15 protein-coding genes and 1 other RNA gene are annotated in these 17,980 nt (G+C 68.8%); 8 read left to right on the forward strand and 8 right to left on the reverse strand.

Annotation, left to right across the window (positions count from 1 at the left end; translation table 11 throughout):
• Positions 1-5: 5 nt before the first annotated feature.
• Positions 6-893 (reverse strand): alpha/beta fold hydrolase, encoded by an 888-nt coding sequence (locus AB0I35_RS23415; protein ID WP_067487303.1) that lies wholly within the window; start codon positions 891-893, stop codon positions 6-8.
• Positions 894-929: 36 nt separating this feature from the next.
• Between AB0I35_RS23415 and rnpB the strand changes: the two genes are divergently transcribed.
• Positions 930-1,339, forward strand: an RNA gene (gene rnpB, locus AB0I35_RS23420) — RNase P RNA component class A.
• Between the two features lie 64 nt (positions 1,340-1,403).
• Here the strand turns inward: rnpB and AB0I35_RS23425 are convergent.
• On the reverse strand, positions 1,404-1,766 hold the full coding sequence (locus tag AB0I35_RS23425) for a hypothetical protein (protein ID WP_357398317.1): 363 nt from the start codon (positions 1,764-1,766) through the stop codon (positions 1,404-1,406).
• A 393-nt stretch (positions 1,767-2,159) separates the two neighbouring features.
• Between AB0I35_RS23425 and AB0I35_RS23430 the strand changes: the two genes are divergently transcribed.
• Positions 2,160-2,492 carry a hypothetical protein gene (locus AB0I35_RS23430; protein ID WP_357398318.1) on the forward strand — a complete coding sequence of 111 codons (333 nt, stop codon included), beginning with the start codon at positions 2,160-2,162 and terminating at the stop codon, positions 2,490-2,492.
• Positions 2,493-2,604: 112 nt separating this feature from the next.
• Positions 2,605-4,062: an RNB domain-containing ribonuclease gene (locus AB0I35_RS23435; RefSeq protein WP_357398319.1), complete on the forward strand. Its 1,458-nt coding sequence runs from the start codon at positions 2,605-2,607 to the stop codon at positions 4,060-4,062.
• A 41-nt stretch (positions 4,063-4,103) separates the two neighbouring features.
• Here AB0I35_RS23435 and AB0I35_RS23440 read toward each other — a convergent pair whose 3' ends face one another.
• The 4 genes from AB0I35_RS23440 to panB form a co-directional block, all read right to left on the reverse strand.
• Positions 4,104-4,952, reverse strand: coding sequence for a CHAD domain-containing protein (locus AB0I35_RS23440; protein WP_357398320.1), 849 nt, complete (start codon positions 4,950-4,952; stop codon positions 4,104-4,106).
• 3 nt (positions 4,953-4,955) lie between these two features.
• Entirely contained in the window at positions 4,956-5,918 is a 963-nt protein-coding gene (gene pip / locus AB0I35_RS23445) for a prolyl aminopeptidase (protein WP_357398321.1), read from the reverse strand.
• The gene (locus AB0I35_RS23450) at positions 5,918-6,340 is read right to left on the reverse strand and encodes a hypothetical protein (RefSeq protein ID WP_357398322.1); all 423 of its coding nucleotides are present in this window, start codon (positions 6,338-6,340) and stop codon (positions 5,918-5,920) included. Before AB0I35_RS23450 ends, pip begins: the two co-directional genes overlap by 1 nt.
• Positions 6,341-6,443: 103 nt before the next feature.
• Positions 6,444-7,301, reverse strand: a complete 858-nt coding sequence (panB, locus tag AB0I35_RS23455; protein WP_357398387.1) for a 3-methyl-2-oxobutanoate hydroxymethyltransferase — start codon at positions 7,299-7,301, stop codon at positions 6,444-6,446.
• A gap of 143 nt (positions 7,302-7,444) precedes the next feature.
• Between panB and AB0I35_RS23460 the strand changes: the two genes are divergently transcribed.
• From AB0I35_RS23460 to AB0I35_RS23470, 3 genes are all read left to right on the forward strand, one after another.
• Positions 7,445-9,046 carry an alpha/beta hydrolase gene (locus tag AB0I35_RS23460; protein WP_357398323.1) on the forward strand — a complete coding sequence of 534 codons (1,602 nt, stop codon included), beginning with the start codon at positions 7,445-7,447 and terminating at the stop codon, positions 9,044-9,046.
• Positions 9,047-9,159: 113 nt separating this feature from the next.
• The gene (gene glnA, locus AB0I35_RS23465) at positions 9,160-10,500 is read left to right on the forward strand and encodes a type I glutamate--ammonia ligase (RefSeq protein WP_357398324.1); all 1,341 of its coding nucleotides are present in this window, start codon (positions 9,160-9,162) and stop codon (positions 10,498-10,500) included.
• Between the two features lie 61 nt (positions 10,501-10,561).
• Entirely contained in the window at positions 10,562-13,573 is a 3,012-nt protein-coding gene (locus AB0I35_RS23470) for a bifunctional [glutamine synthetase] adenylyltransferase/[glutamine synthetase]-adenylyl-L-tyrosine phosphorylase (protein ID WP_357398326.1), read from the forward strand.
• 59 nt (positions 13,574-13,632) lie between these two features.
• On the opposite strand, the gene AB0I35_RS23475 is transcribed toward AB0I35_RS23470, so the two are convergent.
• A complete protein-coding gene (locus AB0I35_RS23475) occupies positions 13,633-13,836 on the reverse strand; it encodes a cold-shock protein (RefSeq protein WP_056821080.1) in 204 nt (67 codons plus the stop codon).
• Positions 13,837-14,057: 221 nt separating this feature from the next.
• Between AB0I35_RS23475 and AB0I35_RS23480 the strand changes: the two genes are divergently transcribed.
• Positions 14,058-15,053 carry a hypothetical protein gene (locus AB0I35_RS23480; RefSeq protein ID WP_357398328.1) on the forward strand — a complete coding sequence of 332 codons (996 nt, stop codon included), beginning with the start codon at positions 14,058-14,060 and terminating at the stop codon, positions 15,051-15,053.
• Between the two features lie 115 nt (positions 15,054-15,168).
• A complete protein-coding gene (locus AB0I35_RS23485; protein WP_067487334.1) occupies positions 15,169-17,685 on the forward strand; it encodes a DUF262 domain-containing protein in 2,517 nt (838 codons plus the stop codon).
• Here the strand turns inward: AB0I35_RS23485 and AB0I35_RS23490 are convergent.
• Positions 17,682-17,939, reverse strand: coding sequence for a hypothetical protein (locus AB0I35_RS23490; protein WP_357398329.1), 258 nt, complete (start codon positions 17,937-17,939; stop codon positions 17,682-17,684). The genes AB0I35_RS23485 and AB0I35_RS23490 overlap by 4 nt on opposite strands.
• Positions 17,940-17,980: the final 41 nt, after the last annotated feature.

Here is a 17,980-nt window from a genome sequence, read left to right on the forward strand (position 1 = left end):
CGTGATCAGGGGCGCAGGATCGACACCAGGAAGTCGGTCTGGTCGCGCACGACCTGTTCGAAGACGTCATCGAAGTACACGTCGAAGTGGCCGACCGGGTATTCCTTGACCACGGCGTGTTTGGTGCGTGCGGCGGCCTTGCGGGTGGGGCCGGACGGTGCGACGGAGTCGTTCTCGGCGATCGTGTACAGCACCGGGACCTTCAGCGACTTGGCGCGTCGGCCGGGGGCGTCGAACAAGGTGGAGAAAGCCACGCGCGCACCCACTTTGGGATCGTAGGTCGGGCTTTCCTCGGCGAGCCTGCCGAAGCCCTCGGGCACATCGGAGGCACTCATCAGGGCGGCGGCGCGTTTGCGGCCTGCCAGGCGGATGCGAATCGGCTTGCGGCGCAACGGACCGAACAACAGATCGGTCATGGCGACGGTCGCCACCTTGGTCAGGCTGATCGGTCCCTTGGCCCGCGCCGACGCCCAGCCACTGGTGAACGGCACCTGGGCGACCACGGCCGCCAGATAGTCGTCGTCGGGAGCGACGGAGAGCACATGCCCGCCACCGAAAGAGGTGCCCCACAACGCGATCCGGGTGGCGTCGAAGCCGCGGATGCTGCGCGCGTAGGCGATCGCGGCCTTCCAGTCCTGGCGCTGCCTGGCGATATTGAGCACCTGGCGGGGCGCACCCTCACTGGCACCGAAATGCCGATAGTCGAAGGCCAGCACCCCCATTCCCGCCGCGACGAACCGTCGCGCATACCGATCCAACCCCATCTCGCGGGTCGCCCCCAGCCCGTGTCCCATGATCACCAGCGGACGCGGCCTCGGCGCACCATCGGGGAGGTAGAGCCATGCGGCGCATTGCTGGTCACCCGATGGGAAACTGACGTCGACACGTTCCATGACTGATAACCGTACCGAGTACCATGGCGGGGCGGACGAGTCGGCCGGGCGACCGCGGTGACGGGTACGGGCACATCGGTGTCGCCGCCCGCCACCGAGGAAAGTCCGGACTCCACAGAGCAGGGCGGTTGTTAACGGCAACCCGGGGTGACCCGCGGGACAGTGCCACAGAAAACAAACCGCCGCACGCCCAGCGTGCGGTAAGGGTGAAACGGTGCGGTAAGAGCGCACCAGCGCCCCGGGTGACCGGGGCGGCTAGGTAAACCCCGCCCGGAGCAAGGTCGAAGGCCGCACCGGCGACGGTGCGGCTGCGCAGGTGTTCGAGGGCTGCTCGCCCGAGCCTGCGGGTGGACCGCTCGAGGCACCCGGCGACGGTGTGTCCAGATGGATGGTCGCCCCCCGGCGCGAGCCGGGGACAGGATCCGGCTTACAGGCCGGCTCGCCCGCCAAGGAAACGACGAAGGCGGCGGTCCCACACGGGACCGCCGCCTTCGTCTGTCCCAGCGGGACTCAGCACATGAGCTTGGCCATGTCGTAGACCGCGCGCGCTTCCTGCTCGGTGGCCGAAACAGAGCCGTTGGTCGAGCTCTTGACGATCCCGGCGATGGTGTCGGCCTCGGCCTTGCCCGCCTTGATGTCGGAGCAGGTCTGGTTGAGCACCCCGCTCACCGCTAGGTCGTCACGGCCTGCGGCCAGCTTCGGGAAAGCGTTGCGATAGCTCACCACGAACCTTCCGGCCTTGCCTGGATCGACCTGAACGGCCGGAGTGGTGGTGGTTGCGGGGGCGGCGGTGGACGAGTCTTCGCTGCAACCGGTCAGAAGCAGGGCGAAGACGGCGGTGCCTGCCGCGAGGGCGGCGGTAGTTCTACTCACGCAGCGGGATGCTAGCGCCCCAGGAAACAAGGCGCCTCCCGTCAGGTTAACGGGAGGCGACATGTTGATTCGCGTGACGGTGAGTCAGGCCGGGTTGATCATCAGCACCTGGGCCCAGTAGGTGGCCTGGTCCGGCCCGAGGATCGGCAACAGGTAATCGTAAATCAGCGACGACATACGCTCGGAACTCCCATTTATCGGCGTGGGTGCAACACCTTCCGGCTGGTGCCGGGTGTGCCGCCGCCACAGTAACAATTCGTGCGAGACGCGCGACGGGGCGGTGAATATGCGCGGGAACTCGTCGGGAACGTGAGCGAGGTCATAGAGTGTTGCCCGTCGGCAGGGCCCGTTCTGTGGGCCTTCACATCGATCGCGGAAGCAGGTCACATTTCCATGCGGGTAGTTCGTTCCATTGTCGCCGGTGCATTGATCGCCGGAGCCGCCGCGGTGCTCACCTCGATGGGTGCCGGAACGGCGAGCGCGGTCGCGGTGACCCCGCTGCCCGGCGGGGTCCAGGTCGATCTCAGCCCGGCCGATACCGCCTGGGTGCACCAGAACAAGTTCGGCCGCACCGTCGCCGGGCTGCCGCATCCGTCGGCGGCCTCGTTCGGTCAGGCGCTCGACGCGGCGGCGGCCGTCTCGAGTTCGGTGCCGGGTGGCCGGGTCACCTTCACCGTGTACGGCCCGTTCGATCAGCTCAACGGCACCATGCTGGCTCTGCAGTAGCCACCGGTTTCCGCGCCTGGCGGAGGCCGACTGTCGACGTCGCGTGCTGTGTGCACGCGACGTCGACTGCGTTGTGGGGCCGTCGCCGCGGCGACTCGTTACGCTCCCAGCTATGGAACTGCATCAGCGGATCGTGTCGGCGCCGGTCGATTTCGGTGCTATTCGTGCCGAATTCGGGTTGGCCTCGGAGTATCCGGCCGCTGCCGTGTCCGAGGCACGCGACGCCGTCGACGCGTTCGCCGCCGACCGGGTGGATCGCACCGACATCGAGTTCGTGACCATCGACCCACCCAGCGCGATGGATCTGGACCAGGCGCTGCACCTCGAACGCACCGCGACCGGTTTCACCTTGCACTACGCCATCGCCGATCTCGGCGCGGTGATCGTGCCCGGCGGTGCCCTCGCCCGCGAATCCGAATCACGCGGCCAGACCTTCTATCTCCCCGACGGCACCGTGCCGCTGCATCCGCCCGTGCTGTCGGAGGGGACCGCGAGCCTGCTGCCCGGTGTGGACCGTCCCGTCGCGCTGTGGACTATCGAACTCGACAACGACGCCGCGCCCCTTCGTTCTTCGGTCGAGCGCGCCCTGGTGCGCTCCCGCGAACGTTTCGACTACCAGCAGGTCCAGGCCGCCGCCGACGCCGGGACGCTGCACCCCTCGCTGGCCGCGCTGCCCGAATTCGGGCGGTTGCGCATCGAGGCCGGGCTGGAGCGCGGCGCGATCTCGCTGCGCCTGCCCGCCCAGGACGTGGTGCGCCACGGCGACAACTGGCGCCTCGACCTGGAACCGCGCACCGCCGCCGACGACTGGAACGAGCAGGTCTCCCTGCTCACCGGTATGTGCGCGGCGCGAATCATGCTCGACCACAACGGAACCCGGGTCGGCCTGCTGCGCACCATGCCGCCGCCCGCCGACAGTGCGGTGGCCTCGATGCGCCGCACCGCCGCCGCGCTCGGGGTGGACTGGCCCGACGACTTGCCCGTCGGCCGCATGCTGGCGGGCCTGGACCCCAACACCCCCGCCGGTCTGGTGCTGATGTCGGAGGCGACCACCCTGCTGCGCGGCGCGGGCTACACCCTGCTGGCAGACCTGGACGACCCCGGTCCTGACAAGCTGACCCACAGCGCCATCGGCGCCCCCTACGCCCACGTCACCGCTCCGCTGCGCCGTCTGGCCGACCGCTTCACCACCGAGATCTGTCTGGCGCACTGCGCGGGCACCGAGGTACCGCAGTGGGTGCTGGACGGCTTGGCTCCCGCCGCGGAAACGCTGCGCCGCACCGATTCGCTCGCCAGCAAAGTCGACCGCGCGTGCGTCGACATCACCGAGGCCACCATCCTCGGCCCCCGCGTCGGCACCGACTTCGACGCCCTGGTCCTGCGCGAAGCCAACGGCTCCCGTGACGCGGAGATCTTCGTCGCCGAACCCCCGATCCTCGCCCGCTGCGCAGGCAAGCCACCGGAAGGCAAACGCGTCTCCGTCCGCCTGCGCACCGCCGATCCCATGACGAGAACCATCGAATTCGCCTATACCGCCGATCGAAACGGCGAGCCCGCCGACACCGAGTGAACCTCGGTGCGCCATCGAGGCGGGCAGCGTCCGCCGGGTGATCAGTCGGTCGATATGAACGCCGCGGCGGCGGGGTAACCCGCGATCGCGCGGCCTGCCGCGGCTTCCTCGGTGTCAGCGAGGAGTTCGTAGATCGTGGCGTCGGTGGCATCGGCGGCGGCGGCGAGGATGGCCTCGCGGGATTCCACGGCGTCGCGGTGGTCGCCCAGCACCGATTGCAGGCGTTTGGCACGCGTACCCAGTTCGGTGGCGTCGGTGCCGAGAACCTCGCCCGCCGCTTCGCAGGAATAGCGTAAACGCTTGGCGCCCTTGCGGATGTCGTGCAGCAGTTCCACCCGGTCGGCGGGGGTGGCGGTCGGCTCGGCGAAGACCAGTTTGCGCAGGCGTTTACGGTCGCGGCCGAGCACGCGCGCGAACACGTCGTCCGCGTCGTCACCGGCGAGGGAATCGTCGAGCGGGGGATCGGTGCGCCATGTGGTGAGCACCTCGCGCAGGGCCGCGTACCGGTTGCCGTCGAGGGCGGTGAGGATCTCGGTGTGTGCCTGGGCGTAGGCGTCGTGGGTGGCGCCGACCAGGCGGCGGGTGACCTCGGTGGGCACCTCGCCGAACCCGTCGAGCAGTTTCGCGAACCGCTCGCCGCGGACCTCCGCGTCGCGGGCGACCCCGAGCAGTTCCGCGAGCCACTTCAGCTCCGTCACCGTCTCGGCGGCGGCGTCGCTGTCGAAAAGCTTGCGGTAGGAACGCAATACGCTGCGCAACCGGCGGGTGGCCACCCGCATCTGGTGCACCGAGTCCTCGGCGTCGGCGCGGACATCGGGTTCGGCGGCGAGCAGCCGGTCGATGTCCTCGCGCAGTGCCGCGACGACGGCGGGTCCGGCTTCGTTCGCCATGGGTCAGTCTCGCTTCCCGAACAGGTCGGTCGCCTCGACCAGGTGGTGGGTGATGCCGGGTTCGTGCGCGGTGTGCGCGGCGTCCTCGACGATGTGCAGGGTGGAGCCGGGCCAGGCGTTGTGCAGTTCCCAGGCGCTCACCGCGGGGCACACCACGTCGTGGCGGCCCTGCACGATCACTCCGGGGATGTCGGCGATCCGATGGATGTCACGCAGCAACTGTCCCTCGTCGAGGAATCCGCCGTGCCGGAAATAGTGGTTTTCGATGCGGGCGAAGGCGAGAGCGAAGCGTGGCTCACCGGTCTCGGCGACCCGATCCGGGTGCGGCAGTAGCGAACTCGTCGCGCCTTCCCACGTCGACCAGGCGACCGCGGCATCGAGGGCGACCTGCGGATCCGGCGAATGCAGCAGCCGGTGATACACCTCGACGAGGTCCTCGTCGCGTTCCTCGGCAGGCACCGGCGCCAGGAACTTCGCCCATTCTGCGGGGTAGATGTTGCCCGCCGCGCCGTTGTAGTACCAGTCGATCTCCTTGCGCCGCAACAAGAAGATGCCGCGCAACACGAGCTCGGTGACCCGCTGTGGATGCGCCTGGGCGTAGGCCAGGCCGAGGGTGGAACCCCACGACCCGCCGAACACCTGCCAGCGTTCGAACTCGAGATGCTCGCGCAATGCCTCCATGTCGGCGATCAGGTGCGGGGTCGTGTTGAACTCGAGACTCGCGCCATCGGCGATGTGCGGCACCGACTTTCCACACCCACGCTGATCGAACAGCACGATCCGGTACACCGCCGGATCGAAGAACCGGCGGTGCAGCGGACCGGTGCCGCCGCCGGGGCCGCCGTGCACGAACACCACCGGCTTGCCGTCGGGGTTGCCGCTGACCTCCCAGTACACCGACTGGCCGTCGCCGACATCGAGCAGGCCCTTGTCGAACGGTTCGAGCTCCGGGTACAGGCCGCGCATCACAACGCCAATCCCGAGGCCAGGTCGGGCAGGTCGAGGGCGGTGAGCGTTTCGGTGCGCACATCGGGGCAGGCCTTGGTGGTCAGCCGGTCGATCATGGCCTTGTCGGCCAGTACGTGCCCGTTGATGCCGCCGTTGCGCAGCGCCCACTCGTGCACCATCGTGTTCAGCGCGAACCGGCCGAGCGTCGGACCCTGCACCCGGAAGTTCGACAGTTCTGGCCGGATCATGTCGCAGAGCTGGTTCGCCGAGGAGTCGCTGATCTCGAGCGTGGTGCTCGGCGCTGCCGTCGTGGTGGCGGCGGCGGTCGTGGTCGCGGACCCGCTGGGTGTGACTTCCGTACCGCCACAGGCCGTCAGGGTCACGGCGGCGATGACACCGGTGACAACGAGCCCGGGACTGGTCTTCCATCGGCGATGCATGCGTACCTCTTCGAGTCGGCTGTTTCGACTCCGAGTCTGCCATCTCGCCGTCCGCCGCGCCGCTGCCCGACCCCGCCGGACGACGGGGCCGGGTGCGTGCGGATCAGAAGCTGTGTTCGGGCCCCGGGAAGGTGCCCTGTCGCACTTCGTCGGCGTAAGCGGTTGCGGCGGAACGCAATTCGTCGCCCACATTGCCGAACCGCTTCACGAACTTGGCGGTCTTGCCGCTGGTGTAGCCCGCCATGTCCTGCCAGACCAGCACCTGGGCATCACAATCGGCGCCCGCACCGATTCCGACGGTCGGGATGGTCAGCTTGCGGGTGACCTGGCCCGCCAGCTCGGCGGGCACCATCTCCATCACCACCGAGAACGCACCGGCCTCCTGCACGGCGATGGCGTCGGCGACGAGCTGCTCGGCACCGTCACCGCGGCCCTGCACCCGGAAACCACCGAGGGTGTTCACGCTCTGCGGGGTGAAACCGATGTGGGCCATCACGGGAATGCCCGCGGCGGTGATGAGCGCGATCTGCTCGGCGACCCGCTCGCCGCCCTCCAGCTTCACCGCGTGCGCGCCGCCCTCCTTCATGAAACGGGTGGCGGTGGCCAGCGCCTGCTGAGGCGAGGACTCGTAGGTGCCGAACGGCAGGTCGGCGACGACCAGGGCGTTCGGCGCACCGCGCACCACGCCACGGACCAGCGGGATCAGCTCGTCCACGGTGATCGGCACGGTGGTGTCGTAGCCGTACACGACATTGGCGGCCGAATCGCCGACCAGCAGGACCGGGATGCCCGCCTCCTCGAACAGGCGGGCCGAGGAGTAGTCGTAGGCGGTCAGCATCGACCAGCGCTCACCCTCGGCCTTCATCTGCTGCAGATGCTGGACACGGGTCTTGCGGCGAGGCTTGGGGGTGGCAGCGGGAGCGGCACCGTAGGCAGGGCTCTGCTCATCGGATACGGACATCATCGTCCCTACTTTCGTCTGGTTCCTCGAGGCCCGTAGCGGGTCCCCGGGTTTTTCTGACGCATCCAGTGTGCCACCTCGCCCCGAACCGTTTTAAGGGCGTGGCCGGTGGGATCGGTCACACCCGCGCTTCGGTTACCGTGATGGCGAGCCCGTTCGGGTGCGTCGTGTTGCGCCGCCCGGCGCGGAAAGGTTGGCCAACTGTGCAGCGAGGCAGGCTCGTCGTTGTTCTCGGCGCGATCTGCGCGCTGGTCGCCACCGGATGCGGAACCGGCAGCGACAGCGCCACCCCGCCCACTCCGCTGCCGCCGTCACCCCCCGGGCTGAACGATTTCTACGAACAGCGCATCGACTGGGGTTCCTGCGAGGAGTTCGGCAGTCCGGAGGAACGGTTGCCGCCGAGCACCCAGTGCGCGCGCGTCACCGTGCCGATCGATTACGCCCGGCCCGACGGTCCGACCGCCCAGATCGCGCTGTCGCGGATCCCGGCCAGGGGAGACAAGATCGGGTCGCTGCTGATGAATCCGGGCGGGCCCGGCGTCTCCGGGCTGTCGATGGTCACCGTCGGGCACCGCACCGAGCTGGCCGAACGATTCGATCGCATCGGTTTCGATCCGCGTGGCGTCGGCTCCTCGCTGCCCGCGATCGTCTGCCTGACCCCACCCGAGGCCGATGCCGAACGCGCCGAACCGCCCACCGACAACACCCCGGCGGGCATCGCCGAGGCCGAAGCCGAGAACCGCGAATACGCCGGTCGCTGCGCCGAGCGCTCGGGCCTCGACCTGCTCGGCCACGTCGGCACCCGTGAAGTCGTCCAGGACATGGACGTCCTGCGCTCGGCCCTCGGTGACGCGAAACTGACCTACCTCGGCTACTCCTACGGCACCCGCCTCGGCGCCGCCTACGCCGAGAAGTACCCGCAGAACGTGCGCGCGATGGTTCTCGACGGTGCCGTCGACTCCTCCCAGGAGCCGGTGCAGGAATCGCTGCGCCAGGCGGCGGGCTTCCAAGGCGTCTTCGACGCCTACGCCGCCGACTGCGCGAACAGCGCCGACTGCCCGCTCGGAACCGATCCGGCAGGCGCCGTGGCCCGCTTCCGGCAACTCGTCGACCCGCTGCAGGCGACCCCGGCCCGCACCGAGGATCCACGCGGCCTGAGCTACAACGACGCCATCACCGGCGTCCAGCAGGCCCTCTACAGCGACGAGATGTGGCCCCTGCTCACCCGCGGCCTCACCGAGCTACAGGGCGGCACGGGGGACACCCTGCTGCAACTGGCCGACCTCTACGACGGCCGCAGGGCCGACGGCACCTACGCCAACACCCAGGACGCGTTCAACGCCATCCGCTGCGTCGACGACCCGCGCATCACCGACCCGGCCGTCGTCGCCCGCCAGGACGCCGAATACCGCCGGGCCGCGCCATTTCTCGACGACGGCAAGGGCACCGGCGCCGCACCGCTGGAACTGTGCGCGTCCTGGCCGGTGCCGAACACGAGCGAACCGCACCGGATATCGGCGCCGGGCGTGGCGAAGATCGTCGTCGTCTCCACCACCGAGGACCCGGCCACCCCGTACCAGGCCGGTGTCGACCTCGCCGAGCAGCTCGGCGCCGCGCTCGTCACCTTCCGGGGCAACCGGCACACCGCCGCCCTCGTCGCCGGTGACCGGTGCCTCGACGACGCCGTCATCGCCTACCTCACCGAACTCGCCACGCCCGCGCCCGGACTCACCTGCGGCGGGTGAGACCGCGCACACCGCCCGGTCACGCCGGGTGAGAAGTGCGGACGATGTGACCTGACAGCAAACGAGTCGGCGTATGTAACACGGATTTAACGCCGGGTGCCTACGCTCGCCGTATGGATCGCCAGAAGGAATTCGTGCTGCGGACGCTCGAAGAGCGGGACATCCGCTTCGTACGTCTCTGGTTCACCGATGTGCTGGGCTACCTCAAGTCCGTCGCCATCGCCCCCGCCGAGCTCGAAGGTGCCTTCGAGGAGGGCATCGGCTTCGACGGCTCGGCCATCGAAGGCTTCGCGCGCGTGTCCGAGGCGGACATGGTCGCGCGGCCCGATCCGTCGACCTTCCAGGTGCTGCCCTGGGCCAGTTCCAAGGGCCACCAGCATTCGGCGCGCATGTTCTGCGACATCACCATGCCCGACGGTTCGCCGTCGTGGGCCGACCCGCGCCACGTGCTGCGCCGTCAGCTGAACAAGGCCGCCGACGTGGGCTTCAGCTGCTACGTGCACCCCGAGATCGAGTTCTTCCTGCTGGAGAACCAGCTTCGCGACGGCTACCAGCCGATGCCCGCCGACAACGGCGGCTTCTTCGACCAGGCCGTGCACGACTCGGCGCCCAACTTCCGCCGCCACGCCATCGACGCGCTCGAGTCGATGGGCATCTCGGTGGAGTTCAGCCACCACGAGGGCGCGCCCGGCCAGCAGGAAATCGACCTACGCTACGCCGACGCGCTATCGATGGCCGACAACGTGATGACCTTCCGCTACCTCATCAAAGAGGTGGCGATCGACGAGGGTGTGCGCGCGACGTTCATGCCCAAGCCGTTCTCCCAGTACCCCGGTTCGGCCATGCACACCCACATGAGTCTGTTCGAGGGCGAGTCCAACGCCTTCGCCGACCCGGATGACCCGAACAACCTGTCGAGCACCGCTCGCTCGTTCATCGCGGGCATCCTCGAGCACGCCCCGGAGATCAGCGCGATCACCAACCAGTGGGTCAACTCCTACAAGCGCCTCATCCACGGTGGCGAGGCCCCCACGGCCGCGTCCTGGGGCCGTTCGAACCGCTCGGCGCTGGTGCGCGTGCCGATGTACACGCCGAACAAGTCGTCGTCGCGGCGCGTCGAGATCCGCAGCCCAGATTCGGCCTGCAACCCGTACCTCACCTTCGCGGTGCTGCTCGCGGCCGGTCTGCGCGGCATCGAGAAGGGGTACAACCTGCCGCCCGAGGCCGAGGACGACGTGTGGTCGCTGACCGACGCCGAGCGGCGCGCGATGGGCTTCCGCTCGCTGCCGGGCACCCTCGACGAGGCACTGCAGGCGATGGAGCGCTCGGAGCTGGTCGCCGAGACCCTCGGCGAGCACGTCTTCGACTTCTTCCTGCGCAACAAGCGCCGCGAATGGGCCGACTACCGCAGTCAGGTGACCCCCTGGGAGCTCAAGGAATACCTCAGCCTGTAATTCCTGCGCCGTGGGATCCGGCGTGACGCTGTCGTTGCCCGGACCATGTAAGTTTTGACGCATGGTTCGGCCACCGACTGCCCGCTCCACTGTTCCCGGCGTAGGTCGGCTCGGGTTACTCGAACCCACCGCGGCGGACTCCCTGCACCAGCTCGGCTGGGACAATGTCGACGGCGTGCCCGTGCTCTGGGCGCTGTCGCGTTCGCCCGACGCCGATCTGGCCCTGTCCACGCTCGTGCGGTTGCGCGAAGCGCTCGGGAACGACTGGGGTGAACTGGATTCGGCGATCCGCTCGGAAACGACGCTGCGCGGCAGGCTGTTCGCGCTGCTCGGTTCCTCGACGGCGTTCGGCGATCACCTCGTCGCCGTACCGCAGCGCTGGAAGGTGCTGCGCGCCAGTCGGCTTCCGGATCGCGACGAACTGATCGCCGACCTGCTCGACGCCGTCGACGCGAAACCCGAGACCGGCCCCAACGCGGGCCCCATGTTGTTCCGGGCCGGTATCTCCGGTCCCGAGTCGATCGCGTTGCTGCGTGACCGGTATCGCGATCAGCTCATGCTCCTCGCCGCGATCGATCTGGCCTCCACCGTCGAGAACGAACCGGTGCCGCCGTATCAGGTGGTCGGCAGGCACCTGTCGGACCTGGCCGACGCCGCGCTCACCGCCGCCCTGTCGGTGTCGGTGGCGCGGGTGTGCAAGAACGGCGAGGTTCCCGTGCGGCTCGCGGTGATCGCGATGGGCAAATGCGGTGCGCGCGAACTGAATTACGTGAGCGATGTGGACGTGGTCTTCGTCGCCGAGCCCGCCGACGCCACCGCCACGCGCTTGGCCGCCGAGATGATGAGTGTCGCGAGCTCGGCCTTCTTCGAGGTCGACGCGGCACTTCGCCCCGAGGGCAAGGCCGGTGCGCTGGTACGCACCCTCGATTCGCACCTGGCCTACTACAAGCGCTGGGCCCGCACCTGGGAGTTCCAGGCGCTGCTGAAGAACCGCCCGATGACCGGCGATCTGGAACTCGGGCAGCAGTACCGCGACGCGCTCATGCCGATGGTGTGGGCCGCCTCCGAACGCCCCGACTTCGTCGCCGACGTGCAGGCCATGCGCCGCCGGGTGGAAGACCTGGTGCCCGCCGACCTGCGCGAACGCGAACTCAAACTCGGCGCGGGCAGCCTGCGTGACGTCGAATTCGCCGTGCAGCTACTGCAATTGGTGCACGGGCGGGTCGACGACTCGCTGCATGTCACCAACACCGTCGAGGCGCTCACCGCGCTCGCGGCGGGCGGGTACGTCGGCCGCGACGACGCCGCCAACCTCACCGCCTCCTACGAGTTCCTCCGCCTGCTCGAGCACCGCCTGCAGCTGCAGCGGCTGAAACGAACGCACACCCTGCCCGCCGCCGACGACGAGGAAGGCATGCGCTGGCTGGCGCGCGCCGCCCACATCCGGCCCGACGGCCGCCAGGACGCGGTCGGCGTGCTCGACACCGAGATCCGCCGCAACGCGGTGCGGGTGCGCCGCCTGCACGCCAAGCTGTTCTACCGACCGCTGCTCGACGCGGTGGCCCGGATGGATTCCGACGCGCTTCGCCTGAGCCCCGACGCCGCCGTGCGCCAGCTCGCCGCCCTCGGCTACGCCGCCCCGGAGAACGCGCTCGGGCACCTCAAGGCGCTCACCGGTGGAGTGTCGCGCAAGGGTCGTATCCAGGCGCTGCTGCTGCCGACGCTGCTCGAATGGCTCGGTGACACACCGAATCCCGATGCGGGCCTGCTCGCGTACCGCCGGGTTTCGGAGGGGCTCGACGACCAGATCTGGTTCCTGCGCGAACTGCGCGACGAGGGCGCCATCGCCCAGCGGTTGATGATCGTGCTCGGCTCCTCGGAGTACCTGCCCGATCTGCTCATCAACGCCCCCGAGACCATCCGCATGTACGCCGACGGTCCCGGCGGGCCACAGCTGCTCGGACCGCTACCCGAGGACGTGGCCCGCGGCATCCAGACCGCCGCCGCCCGCTACGACGACCCGAAACGCGCTGTGGCGGCGGCTCGTTCGCTCCGCAGGCACGAACTGGCCCGGGTCGCCTCGGCCGACCTGCTCGGCATGCTCGACGTGTCGCAGGTGTGCGCGGCGCTGTCGTCGGTGTGGGTCGCGGTGCTCGAGGCGGCGCTCAGCGCCGTCATCCGGGCCTCGGAAGCCGAGCGTGGCGCCCCGGCACCCGCCGACATCGCGGTGATCGGCATGGGCAGGCTCGGCGGCAAGGAACTCGGCTACGGTTCCGACGCCGACGTGCTGTTCGTGTGCGATCCCCGGCCCGGTGAAGACGAGACGACCGCGGTGAAATGGGCGACCGGTGTCGCCGAGAACGTGCAGCGGCTGCTCGGGGCCCCGAGTGTCGACCCGCCGCTGCAGGTCGATGCGGGCCTGCGCCCGGAGGGTCGTCAAGGCGCCCTGGTTCGCACGCTCGCGGCCTATCAGGCCTATTACGCCCAGTGGGCTCAGTCGTGGGAGGTGCAGGCGCTGCTGCGCGCACACCAGGTGGCGGGGGATCAGGACCTTGGTGTGAGGTTCCTGCACGTCATCGATCCCGTGCGTTACCCGGCGGGCGGTGTGTCGCCCGAGGCGGTACGCGAGATCCGCCGGATCAAGGCGCGCGTGGATTCCGAGCGGCTGCCGCGCGGTGCCAACCCCGCCACCCACACCAAACTCGGTCGCGGTGGCCTGGCCGATATCGAGTGGACGGTGCAATTGCTGCAGTTGCGGCACGCCCACGAGGTGCCGGCCCTGCACAACACCTCGACACTGCAGTCGCTCGACGTGATCGAGGCCGAGGGCATCCTCGAGCCGGAAGACGTTGCGCTGCTGCGGGAATCGTGGCTCACGGCGACGGCGGCCCGCAACGCGCTGGTGCTGGTGAAGGGGAAGCCGACCGATCAGCTGCCCGGTCCCGGCCGACTGCTGTCGGCGGTGGCGCGGGTGGCCGGCTGGCCCAACGACGACGGCAGCGAATTCCTCGACAACTACCTGCGCATCACGCGCCGGGCCAGGGCCGTCGTCGAGCGGGTCTTCGGGGTGTGAGGACATGAGAAAGGCCCCGCACCAGTGGTGCGGGGCCTTCCTACAGCATCACGCCGAAATCAGATGGCGCGGACGTCCTGAGCCTGGGGGCCCTTCTGGCCCTGACCGACCTCGAACTCCACGCGCTGGCCCTCTTCGAGCGACTTGAAGCCCGAGCCGCCGATGGCCGAGTAATGCACGAAGACGTCGGGGCCGCCTCCGTCTTGGGCGATGAAGCCGAAGCCCTTTTCGCCGTTGAACCACTTAACAGTGCCTTGAGTCATGTTTTTAAAAGTCTTTTCCGTAGGTGAGCCACGGCGATCACTTGCGATCAGCCCAGTCTCAGCGTCCAAGTATGCCACACTCGTCAGCAAACCGCGCATTCGGTCGCATCACACCACCGTATGGGCGGAGTCTGCGGAAATCCCCGGGCGTGTCGCACACGGTTTCGGTCATCGTTCGGCCTCGCTCACCCGCCGCCGCGAAGTGTGCCAATCTGGGCACCATGGACATCGACCTCGCCATGCGGGTACTCGACGCGCACGTGGCCTTCGAGAAGCGACGGCTGCGCGATCCCGCGGCTTTTCTCGAACTGATCACCGAGGAGGTGGACGGCGCGCTCGCCGAGGCCGACGTGCTGACCCTGGCCGAGGCCGTCACCCGCGAGCAGATCAAGGCCGTCGCGCACAAGTACGCGGTGCAGTTCCCCGTCGAGGGCGCCATCCCCGAACTCGTCGGTGAGGTGGCCGCGCGGTTGTACAACCATCGCGTCAACGACGAGATGGAGGTCGGCGAGGTGGTCGACACCCGCCACTTCGACGACCTCGTCGACGCGATCGCGGGCATGGAGGTGACGCACCGGCTCCTGCGCATGGTGCTGAACAGCCCCGTCACCGTCGACGCCTGCGTGGAGGCCGTGCAGCGCGCGGTGGTGACCGCGGTCGACGACGGGCGCCATGTGGAGGGCGGCGGGCTGGCCGCCTCGCTGCGTGGCGCGCTGTCGCGACTGGCCGAACCGGCGATGCCCGTGATCGAGAACGGCGTCGGCCGCATCACCCGCACCGGTGCGCGATTCGTGTTGCGCGGCAACAGCAACGACGCCGACGAGGTACTCATCGACACCGCCCGCGAGACCTGGCGCAAGCACGTCGGCGATTCCGTCGGCACGTTCCGTGAGGTGGTCTCGGCCGACGATGTCGAGGACATCGTCGTGCTCGCCTTCGAATTCTGGCGCTCCTTCCGCGACACCGACTACTTCCACGCGCTGCTGGACGAGGGCATCGACCACGTCTTCGACAAGTACGGCGACACCGCACTCACCGAACTCCTGGCCGAGCTCGGCGTGAGCCGCGCCGACATCATGGAGGAGGCACTGCGTTTCGGCCCGTCGGTGCTCGAAAAGCTCGACGAACGCGGCTATCTCGACGCGCTGTTGCGACGCAGGCTCGCGCCGTTCTACGCCTCCGCGGAATTCCGTGCCGCGGTGGCCGGGACCGGGTAGCGCGGCACGCGAGCCGCCAGTCCTGTTCGGGCGCTGGGATGTCGGAGCCTGTCGGTACGATCCGTGCGACGATGGGGCGGTTCGCCGCTAGGAGGAACGCGATCGAAAGGCTGTCGTGACACGTCTGTCCACCCTGCTCGACCAGATCGATTCCGGGGCCGTGCTGCTGCCGGAGTTCCAGCGCGGGTACGTGTGGAACCGCGATCAGGTGCGTGGGCTCATGCGGTCGCTGTACCTGGGGTACCCGGTCGGTGGCTTGCTGGTGTGGGAGACCGGATCCGACGACATCGCGGTGCGCGGCACGGCCGCCGGCTCGGGCCTGCGGCAGCTGCTGCTCGACGGCCAGCAGCGCATCACCACCCTCTACGGCATCGTGCGCGGGAAGGCGCCGTCGTTCTTCGAGGGCGACGCCGTGGCGTTCACCGGCCTCCATTTCGATGTCGAGCGTGAGCTTTTCGAGTTCCAGGTGCCCGGCCGCGACATCAGCCCGGCGTGGATCGATGTCACCGAACTGTTCGCGCTCGGCCCGATGCACTACATGTCCCGGTTCCCCGACGAGTCGCCGGAAACCCTGGCGCTGTACCTGGACCGGTTGAACAAGCTGCGCGAGATCACCCACCGCGAGTTCAATGTCGAGACCATCACCGGCTCGGACCGCACGGTCGACGAGGTGGTCGACATCTTCAACCGGGTGAACTCCGGCGGCACCAAACTCTCCAAGGGCGACCTGGCGCTGGCCACCCTGTGTGCCCAGTGGCCGCAGGCGCGCGGCAACCTGCGCGATCACCTGATCCGCTGGGACAAGGACGGCTACACCTTCACCCTCGACTGGCTGCTGCGCAATGTGATCGCGGTCGGCAACGGGCGCTCCCATTTCGACGCCCTCGGCGACCTCGAGCCCGCCGAATTCGAGCTGGCGCTCAGCGAGTCGGCGCGCCAGGTCGACACCTTCCTCGACACCGTCGCGGGCAGGCTCGGCCTCGACCACGACCGAGTCCTGATGGGCCGCTACGCGATTCCGGTCATCACCCGGCTGCTGTTCCTCAACGGCGGGCAGTTCGACAACGACCTGCACCGCGACCGGGTGCTGTACTGGTACATCCATTCGGCGCTGTGGGGCCGCTTCAGCGGGTCGACCGAGACTTTCCTGCAGCAGGACTACGACACCCTCGAACGCGGCGGTATCGACGCGCTGATCGCCTCCCTGGAACGCCTTCGCGGCGGCTCGCTCGACCTGTGCGCCGACGACTTCGCCGGCGCCACCCGCGGTTCGCGTTTCTACCCGCTGCTGTACCTGCTCACCCGCGTGGACGGTTCGCGCGATCTCGGCACGGGAACCGAACTCGGCATCGAACAGTTCGGTGACCGCACCCCGGTGCAGGTGCACTACCTGTTCCCCAAAACCCTGCTGCGCGAATACGGCTACGAGCGCAACGAGATCAACGCGATCGCCAACTTCTGCTTCCTGAGTCCCGGCTCGGAAGCCGAAGTGGGCGAGCGTGAACCGGCGGACTACTTCGCGGAGATGGAGCGGCGCAACCCGGGCGTCCTCGCCTCTCAGTGGATTCCCACCGACCCCAACCTGTGGCGCGTGGAGAACTATCGCGAATTCCTGCGCGCGCGACGCATGCAGCTGTCACGGGCGGCCGATACGTTCCTGGAGAAGCTGCGCACTGGCAACTTGCACCGGCCGACGCTGCTGACGGTCGGTGTCGCCGGTGTCACGGTCGGCGACCCGGCCGTCGACCAGGTGAACGCCCTCGTGGAGGACCTCGTCGCCGACGGTTTCGGTTTCCCGCTGCTCGACAGCGAGGTCTCCGACCCCATCACCGGCCGCGAACTCGCGGTGGCGGAGGCGTTCTGGCCCGAGGGGCTGCAGCCCGGTGTCGGGATGCCCGTGGTGCTGCTGCTCGAACCGGCCGATGCCGACCTCACCCGCTTCTCCCAGCTGGGCTACGCGGTGTTCACCTCCGTCGACGCCCTGCGCGGCTATGTGGAGAACCTGCGTGCCGAGGCGTCCGGTGCTCCCGGCTTCGACGGCCCCGCCGCCGATGTGGCCGCGCTGGCCGAACGGCTGCCCGCCACCTGGGTCGGCAATTCCGAACTGGTCTGGTTCACCTACTCGTGGGCACTGCTCGAGCAGGACCGGGCGAGCGGTCCCGAGGTGGTGGAACTGAGCCCCGAACAGGTCGCGTTGCGCTACATCGCGCTGTGGGCGCTCACCCGCACCTTCTACATCCACGCCTTCGACCAGGGCAACCCCGGTGAATGGCGCTACTACCTCGGCGACGCCATCGGCCCCAACCCGCTGATCCCGCGTGAGTGGCTCGCCGCGCGGGCGGTCGAGTCCGGTGCGCTGGCGCCCGGTGCGGTCCCGGGTGACGAGGACATCGCGATCGCCCTGGTGCACGGCGTCATCGATACCGTCGACGAGGTGGCCAACGCGCTCACCCACATCCTGGGCGGGCCGGGCCTGTTCGCGTCGCTCTGGGCCTCGGCGGGCGCGGCCGAACACTACGGTTATCCGCTGTCGACCGATCAGATCAACGATCTCATCAACCAGGTCGTCAACGATCCGGCGTCGCGAAAGATCCAGGCCTACAACTGGATCGAAGCGGGGATGCCCCTCTAGTCCGGTGCGCCGGTCACGCGCTGGAAGGTCGTGACGAACTCGCGCAGGGCCTCGGGGTCGGTCGTTTCCACGGTGATCGGGGTGCCCGCGCGGACGTCGAGTTCCGGCCAGCAGACGGGCAGGACCGGCAGCTGCACGGTCCGGGTCCCGACGGTCACCGTGATCGCGGGGGTGCGGCTCGTCGCGACGGTCATCAGGTCCTCGACCGCCTGCTCGGTGAGCTGCCCGGCGGCACTGAATTGTTCGATGTACACGGCCACCTCCTTCTCGGCGGCCAGTGTAGGCCCCTCAGAGA

Origin of the sequence: Nocardia sp. NPDC050378, assembly GCF_040655675.1 — a bacterium.
Taxonomy (GTDB): Bacteria; Actinomycetota; Actinomycetes; order Mycobacteriales; family Mycobacteriaceae; genus Nocardia; species Nocardia coubleae.